Source organism: Helicobacter sp. CLO-3 (genome assembly GCF_001854545.1).
Classification (GTDB): Bacteria; Campylobacterota; Campylobacteria; order Campylobacterales; family Helicobacteraceae; genus Helicobacter_B.
This window is the reverse complement of sequence record NZ_MLQN01000021.1, coordinates 34,576-44,743: the sequence shown is the minus strand read 5'-3', so window position 1 is coordinate 44,743 and position 10,168 is coordinate 34,576. Positions and strand designations below refer to the sequence as shown.

At 46.0% G+C, this 10,168-nt stretch carries 12 protein-coding genes; 8 read left to right on the top strand and 4 right to left on the bottom strand.

Annotated elements, in window-relative coordinates; translation table 11 throughout:
* The 4 genes from BKN38_RS06670 to BKN38_RS06655 form a co-directional block, all read right to left on the bottom strand.
* Window positions 1–367, bottom strand: a 367-nt coding sequence (locus BKN38_RS06670) for a hypothetical protein (RefSeq protein ID WP_143000234.1), incomplete at its 3' end; no start/stop codon positions are given.
* A gap of 25 nt (window positions 368–392) precedes the next feature.
* A complete protein-coding gene (locus tag BKN38_RS06665; protein ID WP_066453325.1) occupies window positions 393–932 on the bottom strand; it encodes an adenylyl-sulfate kinase in 540 nt (179 codons plus the stop codon).
* Window positions 933–1,023: 91 nt separating this feature from the next.
* Complete coding sequence (locus BKN38_RS06660) at window positions 1,024–1,854, bottom strand: class I SAM-dependent methyltransferase (protein WP_070957745.1); 831 nt, start codon at window positions 1,852–1,854, stop codon at window positions 1,024–1,026.
* Window positions 1,855–1,885: 31 nt separating this feature from the next.
* Entirely contained in the window at window positions 1,886–2,662 is a 777-nt protein-coding gene (locus tag BKN38_RS06655; RefSeq protein WP_066453353.1) for a class I SAM-dependent methyltransferase, read from the bottom strand.
* Between the two features lie 179 nt (window positions 2,663–2,841).
* Here BKN38_RS06655 and BKN38_RS06650 point away from each other — a divergent pair, with 179 nt between their 5' ends.
* The 8 genes from BKN38_RS06650 to serS all read left to right on the top strand — a co-directional run bounded on the left by BKN38_RS06650 (window position 2,842) and on the right by serS (window position 10,162).
* Window positions 2,842–3,069, top strand: coding sequence for a FeoA family protein (locus BKN38_RS06650; protein ID WP_066453356.1), 228 nt, complete (start codon window positions 2,842–2,844; stop codon window positions 3,067–3,069).
* Between the two features lie 455 nt (window positions 3,070–3,524).
* The gene (gene nth / locus BKN38_RS06645; protein ID WP_066453462.1) at window positions 3,525–4,145 is read left to right on the top strand and encodes an endonuclease III; all 621 of its coding nucleotides are present in this window, start codon (window positions 3,525–3,527) and stop codon (window positions 4,143–4,145) included.
* 49 nt (window positions 4,146–4,194) lie between these two features.
* On the top strand, window positions 4,195–4,608 hold the full coding sequence (locus BKN38_RS06640; RefSeq protein ID WP_066453360.1) for a chemotaxis protein CheX: 414 nt from the start codon (window positions 4,195–4,197) through the stop codon (window positions 4,606–4,608).
* A 195-nt stretch (window positions 4,609–4,803) separates the two neighbouring features.
* A complete protein-coding gene (gene fliN / locus BKN38_RS06635; protein ID WP_066453368.1) occupies window positions 4,804–5,169 on the top strand; it encodes a flagellar motor switch protein FliN in 366 nt (121 codons plus the stop codon).
* Between the two features lie 49 nt (window positions 5,170–5,218).
* Window positions 5,219–6,529 (top strand): hypothetical protein, encoded by a 1,311-nt coding sequence (locus tag BKN38_RS06630; protein WP_070957744.1) that lies wholly within the window; start codon window positions 5,219–5,221, stop codon window positions 6,527–6,529.
* Window positions 6,530–6,535: 6 nt separating this feature from the next.
* Complete coding sequence (locus BKN38_RS06625; RefSeq protein ID WP_082942403.1) at window positions 6,536–7,480, top strand: energy transducer TonB; 945 nt, start codon at window positions 6,536–6,538, stop codon at window positions 7,478–7,480.
* Between the two features lie 10 nt (window positions 7,481–7,490).
* Entirely contained in the window at window positions 7,491–8,702 is a 1,212-nt protein-coding gene (gene pyrC / locus BKN38_RS06620; protein WP_066453372.1) for a dihydroorotase, read from the top strand.
* A 152-nt stretch (window positions 8,703–8,854) separates the two neighbouring features.
* On the top strand, window positions 8,855–10,162 hold the full coding sequence (gene serS, locus BKN38_RS06615) for a serine--tRNA ligase (protein WP_066453375.1): 1,308 nt from the start codon (window positions 8,855–8,857) through the stop codon (window positions 10,160–10,162).
* The last annotated feature ends 6 nt before the right edge of the window (window positions 10,163–10,168 follow it).

The window sequence follows — 10,168 nt, the reverse complement described above, 5'->3', positions numbered from 1 at the left end:
TTTTTGCCCTTATTGGGACTGACGGTGTAGTAAAAACCCCTTCTCTAAACGCAAACATAGGCATAGGGAGCACAAAAGAAAAATTTACAGGTTTTTTCCCCCCCCCCCCCCCGGCAACCATATTATTTGTGGTATTTTGGTTTTTTGCTGTTTTTAAAAGCGAAATAAAATACAAAAAAGCATGAAACCCAACGCCGTGTGTTCCAAGAATTGCAAAGTCCCATTTTGGATAAGGCTTAATTTTTAAGTAAATATTTGGAAATCTTATGCAAAACCCTAGCTTAAACACAAAAAACAATCCATATTCCAGATAATGTTGTTTTATGTTAGACCATTTGTAGACAATTTTATTAAATATTTTTTTCATACATTCTCCTGTTAATATGTTGATTTTATTTTTTATTTAGCACAGGATAAACAGCATTTAAAACACGCTCGACCTTATCCTCAAGCCGGTCTTGAGCACGATTATCGATAATCAAATGCGGATTTGGCTTATCAAAATCTATATCCACACCTACCACATTTTCTATTTCGCCTTGCATTGCTTTGCTATATAGCCCCTTTTGGTCGCGCGCGCATAGCTCTTCCATATCACATTGTATATAAACCTCAAAATAACGCTTCAAGCGAGATCTATTATAGGCATAAATCTCATCAAACATTGATATAGTCGTGACAATTACGACCATGCCTTGCTCTGCCAAAAAATGAGCGATATCAGAGCGCTTTTTTGCTACCTCTATGCGACTATGTTTATCATATCCATACGCGCCCAAAATATCGCGCAACTCATCGCCATCAAGATATATTACATTTGATATTTGCGATTTGAGTCGCTCATAAAGCGCTCTTCCAATCGTGCTTTTGCCACTTCCTGCTAGCCCTGTAAGCCATATGACTAAGCCAGTATTTTTTGATTTTTCGGTCATGCGCTTCCTTAGATTTTAAAACCATCAAACCCAAATATACCCAAGCATTACTGCAAAAAACCAGAGCGCGCACGCCTTTCAAGCTAGACTTTTAATTGCGTGCTTTGGCACTCCAGCATCTTGTAGTATATTTGATATCAAATTCGCTTGGTAGTTTATGTCGCATTTGATAAGCTATTTTGTCAAAAAGTTCTTGCCCCTCACTCGTCTCTAGATCCCAATATGGATTTTTTACACTCTTCCATGCCGCAATATATGTTTCTATATTTTGATGAAAATAAAAATCCTCTTCTATATATATGATAGTATCAAACAAATCTTTGTGCTGTTCAATCACAGGTCTTTGATCCTCTCTGCGCACGCCTCTAGTGTAGTTTGGCACAAGCTCCAATATCACCTCTTCTGCCACTTCTTGGATAGGATCATTCAAATCCCTATGATTCCACATGCAAGAAAAATATCCTTGCGGTTTTAGCAAGCGATGAGATTCTTTTAGGGCTTGACTTCTATCCATCACATTAAAGCTACTGCCAAATGTCACCCAGTCAAATCCGCTATCCTCTAGGCCAGATTCTAGCCCAGTAGCACGCACCCACTTGATATTTTTATCCTTAGTGCGCGAGATTCCTATTTCCCTCATAGCATCATTTGGCTCTACCGCCACCACTTCGCATCCTCGCTCAAGTAGCATTATGCTTAGATTCCCTGTCCCAGCGCCAATGTCCGCTACTCTTAAGCTATTTTTTGCTGCATTATTTGCATTTTTGGGTGCTAAAGGTTTGCCCCCCCCCCCCCCAATGCCGCCATATTTGCTTACGCAAGCGATCAGCATATCGATTGTAGCATTCGCATAATTAGGGCGAAACTCGTAAAATTTCGCGTGTTTTGTGTAGTCCCAGTGTTGTTCGACAATTTTTTTCATCGTGTTCTCCTTGAAGTTTAGATTGGGGGTTTTAAGCCCTATTTGCTTTTCTTGCAGTCCAAGCGCGTATTTTATAAGGGATTTCAATGATTTGCATATCCTTTATTTTAGATTCTATCATTTGCATGATCTGATTCCAGCGCTCTTCTCCAGCTTGCGCTTGAATATCATTTACCGAATGCCATGCGCCTATATAGCGACTTTTATCCATCATCTCGATATAGTCGCATTCCATAAAAAAGCAATCCTCAAAATCCCCCGTAGAAACAAGCACTTCTTCCCATTTTTTGGTGTTTTGGCTTCCACTAGAAACGCGGTTTAGCTCTGGGACTATGCGCTTTATCTCTTCTTCTATCTCGTAAAATACAGAATCTGGCTTGATATTGCGCGGATTCCAAATGGCCGTGAAATATCCGCCATCTTTTAGTATGCGCGCAAATTCTGGTAGGCTTTGAGCCGGGTCGGTCCAGTGAAATGAGCTTGCCATAATCACCCAATCCGCCACATTAGATTCTACTCCGGTGTTTTCTCCGCTTCCGCTTTTCCATACGATAGAGGTATTTTTGGTATAGTTTATGCCCTCATTGCGCATATTGTCATTTGGCTCTATGGCGGTTAGTTTTAGGCCAAAGTTCGAGAGCATTTTGCTTAGTTTTCCTGTCCCAGCACCCACTTCTACTACGCTCAAATCTTTTGTTGGCAATTTTTTGTCATTGATGCAGCTTATCAGCTTTTCCAATAGCATTGCGCTATATGCTGGGCGGTTGTGGTAGTATTTGGCTACCTTGGTAAAGTCTCCTTGTTTCATTTTACTTCCTTATAAAAAATGACGACTTTAAGATTTACATAAAGATGTATGATTTTAGCAGGCAATAGATAATTTTTACATTAATTTTAAAGCACGCTTTATATTTGTGTATATTTTTAATGTTTTTCAGTCAAATTAGTGCTATAATGATAACACATATTATCATTATAGGGGATAAAATGACACTAGATCAATGCGAATGCAACCACGACTACAAAATATCATCCATAACGCTAGGCAGCGACGCGGCAAAAGAGCGCTTCGAGTCACTTGGCATCATCGTAGGCGCTATCCTCACCCCGCTTTGCATATCGCCCAAAAAAGCCACCATGTCCGTGCAGGTCAATCAAACGCTAGTCGCGATGCGCAGCGAGGAGGCGAAGCATATCAAGGTGGAGTCGTTTTAGATTTTGGCGCTGGATTTTGGCTTGTCATTTTGGCGATTTTGGCTTTCTAGATTCTGCTTTTTGGCTTGGCAAGTGGTAGAAAAATGCTATAATGCGCGCTTTAAAAATCTATAATACACGCAAATCGCACCACGATAAAAAGCCAAAGGAATATGATGCCTAGCGACAGCATAAAACCCGCGCAAAAAGCCAAAAAAGATTCTGCGGATTCTAGGGCAAAAACCAAAGCCACACCAGAATCCAAATCCGCGCGCGCGACCACGACAAAGAAAAAAACAAAATCCAATCCTGTATCAAAACCAGAATCTAAGCTCGCGCAAAAGGCAGAATCCAAAACTTCGATTGCCTCAAAACAAAAAGCCAAATCCGCAAAATCAAAATCCACCGCCCAGCGCACGCCACAACTCGCCACTAAGCCCAATTCACCCCGCACCACCCGGCGCACCAAAGCGCAAATAGACACGATAAAATCGCGCTTTTTAGAGCATTACCCACATGCCAAAACCGAGCTTATCTATCGCAATATTTATGAGCTTTTGGTATGCGTGATGCTTTCAGCCCAATGCACTGATAAGCGCGTAAATATCGTAACTCCAGCCCTTTTTGCGCGCTACCCGGATATCAAATCGCTTGCCAACGCTAACCTTGATGACATCAAAGAGCTCATAAAAAGCGTGTCATTTTTCAACAACAAAGCCAGACATCTGCTGACGATGGCACAGCAGGTGCTAGCGGATTTTGGCGGCGAGGTGCCTACCACGCAAGAGGCGCTAAAATCGCTAGCGGGTGTCGGGCAAAAGACTGCAAATGTCGTTTTGATAGAGTTTTTTAATGCCAATGTGATGGCGGTGGATACGCATGTTTTCCGCGTCTCGCATAGGCTTGGGGTGAGTCGCGCCAAAAGCGCGATAGACACAGAGGCGGATTTGACAAAAGCGTTTAAAACGCAGCTTTTTGCGCTGCATCAGGCGTTTGTGCTTTTTGGCAGATATGTTTGCAAGGCGCTTAGGCCAGAGTGCGCGCAATGTTTCGTGCAGGAATTTTGCACCACTCGTTCCAATTTCAAACCAGCATAAAATCAGAAAAATTGGATATAATACGCAAAATCTCAAAAAAAGGGCGGCAATGGAGATTATAAAAGAGAGCTTTTTTGAAGTCATCAAAAAGTCCATCGGTGTGGAGCCAGAGGAGTCGATCATCCCACTAAAAAGGGGCTATCTAGCATCGATTGAGATGGTGGGAAGCGGCGTTGAGGTGTTTTTGGTGTTTAACAAGCCGTTTTTGAAAATCATGTGTCATCATTTTTTGGGCGATGATGATCCCACGCCAGAATCCCTAGAAGACATGGCGCGCGAGGTGGCAAACCTCACCGTGGGGCATGCCAAAGTCATAGCCCAAGAGCACAACAAAAGCTTCAACATCTCAACGCCAGAATTTCTAGGCATCCGCACGATATCAAACTATAACCACGGAATCCACTTCCGCCTTAGCGGCGTGGGGCATTGCAGCATTTTTATGCGAAACAAGGCGGGCGCGTAGATTCTGGGATTTGGCGCTAGAATCTAAAGGCTAGAATCCAAAAGCTAGAATCTAAAACTAGATTCTGATTCTGGCGCTGGATTCTGGGATTTTAGATTCTAGGACTCCGAGATTTTAGCCCCGCTAGATTTTAGAGGTGCGATAAACCAAGGCGCGAAGCACGCAAAAAGCGCAAAAACACTTTTAAGGAACATTATGGCAGAGCGACCAAACTCCATACTAGACAAACAAAAAGCCCACACGCAAGAGGAAATCGAGCTTGCTACTTATCTTGAAGATATGATAGAAAACTATGGCGGACTGCTTGATATGAGCGTGGTTTTTACCGCTGATCTTGGCTCGACCAAAATCCCTTTGGCAGAGATTTTGAAATTTGAAAAAGGCTCGATTATCGATTTGCAAAAGCCGGCGGGAGAGAGCATCGATGTGTTTGTAAATGGCAGGATCATCGGCAAAGGCGAGGTGATGGTGTATGAGCGCAGCCTCGCTATCCGCTTAAATGAGATTTTGGATTCCAATGCGATTGTGTATTACATCGCTAGAAGCAGCAATTATGATTGATGTTTGGCATGATTTAGCCAGATTGTGGAAGTAAGATTTGGAGCAGAAAATGATTTGCGCGCGCGCTAAATGGGCTTTTATCATAGTTTTTGGTATCTTTGTGGCGGGGCTTGGATTCTTGCAAGCTAGCGCGCTAAAGCAGGTGCAGACATATCCGGACAAAGACAAGCTAGATGTGCTTTTGATGCTGGATTCTGCGTTTGGCGGGGAGGTGGGCACGACAAATATCCAAAATGAAAAAATCACCATCATCTCTGGCGTCTCAAGCCCTAGCAAATGGAGCAAAACCTTCACCACCTCGCCTATCAAAAAGCTAGAGCTCATCTCCAAAAATGGCAATCTCTACATCATGGTGGATTCTCGCAAGGCCCACTACATAAAGCCTAGCATTACCAAAGATAGAAACACCATAAGGCTAAGCTTTTTTGCCTCGGATAATGGCATCATAAATAACCTCCTCCAAGCGCCCACGACGATAAAACCAGCGCCCATAAAAGATATGCTAGAAAAGGATCTAAGTGCTGGGAGTGCTGTGAGCGCGGGCAAAACAGGGGCTGCAAATGTGGCAGGGGCTACGAGTATGGCAGGTGCTGGTGCAGAATCTAAAAAAGTGGATTCTAGCAAATCAAATCTGGCCAATCTAGATTCTAGCGCGCAGAATCTAAGCGCAAAAGCCGGTGCGCGCTCTACCACCAGCGCATTTGCCAGCGCCACCAGCGCAAATGCCAATCCATACGCCAACTCATATGCGATGCACGCTGCGCTAGATTCTAGCAGTTTCCCAAGCGCGCCAAACGCGACCGGCGCAAATGCAAACACAAACGCCGCCAAAGGCGCAAACACCGCTGGCGCGCCAAACACCACCGGCGCATTTGCCGAGAATCTAAAAGACAGCTTCAATAGCGATGATTATCTGATTTATATCATAGGATTTGTGGGCATCATCGCTGCGTTGCTGCTACTTCGCGCGTTTGTTCTGCGCCGCTCGAGCCTAAATGACGCGATAAAAGTCGTCTCCCAAAGCCAAATCGATGCCAAAAACAAAGTCATCATCCTTGAGACCAAAGACTTTTTCTACATGGTGCTTTTGGGCGACAAGGGCAATGTGCTGTTAGATAAAATCGCGCGCGCCAAAGAGGCAGAATCCACCCCAAGCTATATGCCTCTAAGCCAAGCATTGCAGCAAATGCAAAGCGCGCAAAGCGCCCAGCCAAACAACGCGCAAAACACGCGACAAAACACGCCAAAAACCACGCCAAGCACAACACCAAAACAAAGACCAATCACCCAAAACACGATAGCCAATGAAAAAGCGTTTGGCGAGGATTTTTGGAACTCATTACAAAACATCAAAAAATGAAAATAAATGAAAAATCTAGGCGCGCCCGCACACACTAACCAAACAACTCGCGCTAGCCAAACAAACCACGCAAACCACGCAGGCTACACAAACTACGCCAGCCAAGCAACAAGCCACACTAGCCACGCGCGCCCGAGCCTAAGCCTCCGCGATGAGCGCGCTTCTAGCCGCTTTTATATAAGCCTTGCGCTCTCTTTTGTTTTGCACGCGCTTGTGCTTGCTTTTGCGTGGTGGCTTCATGACTACATCACGCACCAAACGCCAAAACTCCACAAAGTCAATCTAGAAAATATGCTAGTGCTCAAACGCGGGCAAAGCCTTGATAAAAACGCTAACACGCCCGGCGCGCCAAAGCCAAGCCTCGCCATGCCACAAAGCCAGCCAACCCCGCCAAGCACATACACACCGCCAATCCCAAACCAATCCGCCCCCACGCCAAGCCAAAAGCAAGCGCAAAATATGCCAAAGCCACAGACAGATTCTGGCGTGCCCTCGCCCGCAGAATCCTATAACCCACGAGATTTGAAACTTTTCAATCCCCTAGAATCCATGGCGCAAAGCAACCCGCGCGCTAGATCAAGCGAAAACGACAAAGGATTAGATAGACTAACTTCGCGCGCGATAAACGAGCTCTATGGCGATGAATGGGGCGATCTAGGCAATGCCGAAAAAGACTATGTCACTAGCAACCTCCGAGAAATCGCGCGCATCACACAAAGCTACCTCGAATACCCCCAAACCGCAGCCTATCTGCGCCAATCCGGCGAAAACGCCGTGGAGTTCTACCTCCTGCCAAATGGCGACATTGATGGCTTGAAATTGCTGCTATCTTCTGGCTTTGTGATCCTTGATAAAAACTCGACAAAAACCATAGAAATCGCCTTCAAAGACTATCCGCGCCCCAAACAGCGCACGCTCATACGATTTCACATCACATACCGAATCTACTAAAGGAGAATCCATGCAAATCACGCTAAAAAACCCCCTAGATATGCACCTGCATTTGCGCGATGGCGCGATGCTGCGCGCGGTGGCGCCATATAGCGCGCAAGGCTTCATAAGCGCTGTAGTCATGCCAAATCTAACGCCGCCAGTAGCTTCGCTAGAATCCGCGCTAAGCTACAAGCGCAGAATCCAAAAGGCGCTGGAGTCGTATAAGGTGGATTCTGACAAAATAGATTCTGGCGCGGAATCCAGTCGATTTTTCATCGCGCGGCATTTTGATATGCGCTTTGATCCGCTTTGCGCGCTTTATATCACTGATAGCCTTAGTGGCGCGGAGCTTGAGCGCTGTGCCGAGCAGGGATTTAGGCTATTGAAGCTTTATCCCAAAGGTGCGACGACCAATAGCGATCAAGGCGTGCAAGAAATCATGAGCAAGCACACGCGCGAGATTTTTGCAATCGCTGAGCGGCTTGGGATGATTGTGTGCGTGCATGGCGAAAGCGGCGGGTTTATGATGGAGCGCGAGCATAAGTTTGGCGAGGTGTTTAAGCGCATCGCGAGTGCCTATCCGCGCCTAAAAATCATCATCGAGCATATGAGCGATAGGCGCACGATCCCGCTGCTTGAGGATTATGAGAATCTCTACGCCACGCTTACGCTGCATCACATTAGCCTTGATCTTGATAGCGTGGTGGGCGGGCATCTCTGCGCGCATCATTTCTGCAAACCCACGCTAAAAACGCCCGCGGACACGCAAGCCCTGCTAGAGCTCGCCCTTAGCGCGCATCACAAAGTGTGTTTTGGCTCGGATTCTGCGCCCCACACGCTAGAATCCAAACTGCAAAAAGGTGCGGCGGGGATTTTCAGCGCGCCACTTCTGCTGCCTCAACTTGCCGAGCTTTTTGACAAACACGGCGCGCTGGCGTCTTTGCAGGCTTTTGTCAGCGACAATGCGATGAAAAATTATGACCTGCTCTCATGGCACAAAGAAGCGCAAAGCTGGGAAGTCTCGCCAAAACTCATCACGCTAGAAAAGGCCGCTACCCAAATGCCTAGCGAGATAAACTACAGCGAAGCAGAAGCTAGATTTTTGGATTCTAGCGTGGCAAATGCTGGCGTTTTAGATTCTGGCAATCTAGATTCTGGCGCGAAACACAAAGATTTGCAAACGCTCATCCCACTACGCGCTGGCGAAACTATCTCATGGAGATATAAATCGTGTCGATAAATAAAGCCTTCAAAACAAGCTAAAATCTAGCGCAATAGCGCAATAAATTGCAAAGCTTTGCGTGTATTCAAGGATTTTTTGGTAAAATTGCGCTTATTTATGCTTGTGCTAAATAAAGCTTTGCCGATAAATTTCTATAGAAAGGAAAAGCAATGATAGACACCAAAGCCCTTATAAGCGATTTTGACAGCGTAGCAAAAAAGCTTGCGATAAAAAAGGTCAAAGAACAAGAACTCGCCGCGCTAAAAGCTATAGTCAGCGAATACAAAACCAAAAAGCAAGCCCTAGAATCCTTGCAAGAAATACAAAACAAATCCTCCAAAGAGTTTGGCGCACTGCGCGCGCAAAAAGCGCCAGAATCCGCGCTTAGCGAGCTAAAAGAAAAGCTAGAAGCCAACAAAGCAAAAATCGCTTCTAGCGAGGCGGAGCTTCGCGAGGTAGAATCTAGCATGCAAAGCCTGCTTTACACCATCCCAAATATCCCAGATTCTCACACACCAGCGGGCGAGGATGAGAAAGATAATGTCGAGCTAAAGCGCATCCTTTCACCGCGCGCGTTTGATTTTGCGCCAAAGCAGCATTGGGAGCTAGCAGAATCCAATGGCTGGATAGATTTCGCCGCGGGCGTGAAGCTTGCCAAATCTAGATTCTCGGTGCTGCGCGGTATGGGCGCTAAGCTTTCGCGCGCACTCATAAACTTCATGCTAGATCACAACCAAAAAGCTGGCTTTGAGATGGCAGTAACACCTGCTATCGTAAATAGCGATATGCTTTTTGGCACCGGGCAGCTGCCAAAGTTTGAATCTGATATGTTTAAAATCGCGTGGAGTAGCAAAGATGAAGAGGATGAAGCCGACAAGGTAAAAAACCGCGAGCTCTACCTCATCTCCACCTCTGAAATCACGCTTACAAACCTTTATAATGATATGATTATCCCTTCCGAGCAGCTGCCTATCTGCCTCACCGCGCAGACTCCTTGCTTTCGCAAAGAAGCGGGCAGTGCGGGGCGCGATACGCGCGGGATCATACGCGAGCATCAGTTTGACAAAGTCGAGCTAGTGGCTATCACGCGCCAAGAGGATAGCGAGGCGATGCAGCAAAAGATGATAGAGACAGCCAGTGGAATCCTAAGCGCGCTAGAGCTGCCGCATCGACTCGTGCAGCTTTGTGGCGGGGATTTGGGATTTAGCGCTAGCAACACAGTAGATATAGAAGTGTGGCTTCCGGGGCAAAACTGCTATCGCGAGATAAGCTCGGTGTCTAACACGCGCGATTTTCAAGCGCGGCGTGCTAAAATCCGCTACAAAGAAAATGGCAAAAATATCCTAGCGCACACGCTAAATGGCTCTTCACTCGCTGTAGGGCGCACGCTAGTAGCAGTCATGGAAAACTACCAGCAAAAAGATGGCAGCATAGAAATCCCGCGCGTGCTAAAACCATATCTCAATATGCAAAGCTAATGCAAA

What these genes read in the sequence shown, in the direction of transcription:
- BKN38_RS06665 (WP_066453325.1), bottom strand. Translation starts at nt 932, where the DNA reads ATGACCGAAAAATCAAAAAATACTGGCTTAGTCATATGGCTTACAGGG.
- BKN38_RS06660 (WP_070957745.1), bottom strand. Translation starts at nt 1,854, where the DNA reads ATGAAAAAAATTGTCGAACAACACTGGGACTACACAAAACACGCGAAA.
- BKN38_RS06655 (WP_066453353.1), bottom strand. Translation starts at nt 2,662, where the DNA reads ATGAAACAAGGAGACTTTACCAAGGTAGCCAAATACTACCACAACCGC.
- BKN38_RS06650 (WP_066453356.1), top strand. Translation starts at nt 2,842, where the DNA reads ATGACACTAGATCAATGCGAATGCAACCACGACTACAAAATATCATCC.
- BKN38_RS06640 (WP_066453360.1), top strand. Translation starts at nt 4,195, where the DNA reads ATGGAGATTATAAAAGAGAGCTTTTTTGAAGTCATCAAAAAGTCCATC.
- fliN (WP_066453368.1), top strand. Translation starts at nt 4,804, where the DNA reads ATGGCAGAGCGACCAAACTCCATACTAGACAAACAAAAAGCCCACACG.
- BKN38_RS06630 (WP_070957744.1), top strand. Translation starts at nt 5,219, where the DNA reads ATGATTTGCGCGCGCGCTAAATGGGCTTTTATCATAGTTTTTGGTATC.
- BKN38_RS06625 (WP_082942403.1), top strand. Translation starts at nt 6,536, where the DNA reads ATGAAAAATCTAGGCGCGCCCGCACACACTAACCAAACAACTCGCGCT.
- pyrC (WP_066453372.1), top strand. Translation starts at nt 7,491, where the DNA reads ATGCAAATCACGCTAAAAAACCCCCTAGATATGCACCTGCATTTGCGC.
- serS (WP_066453375.1), top strand. Translation starts at nt 8,855, where the DNA reads ATGATAGACACCAAAGCCCTTATAAGCGATTTTGACAGCGTAGCAAAA.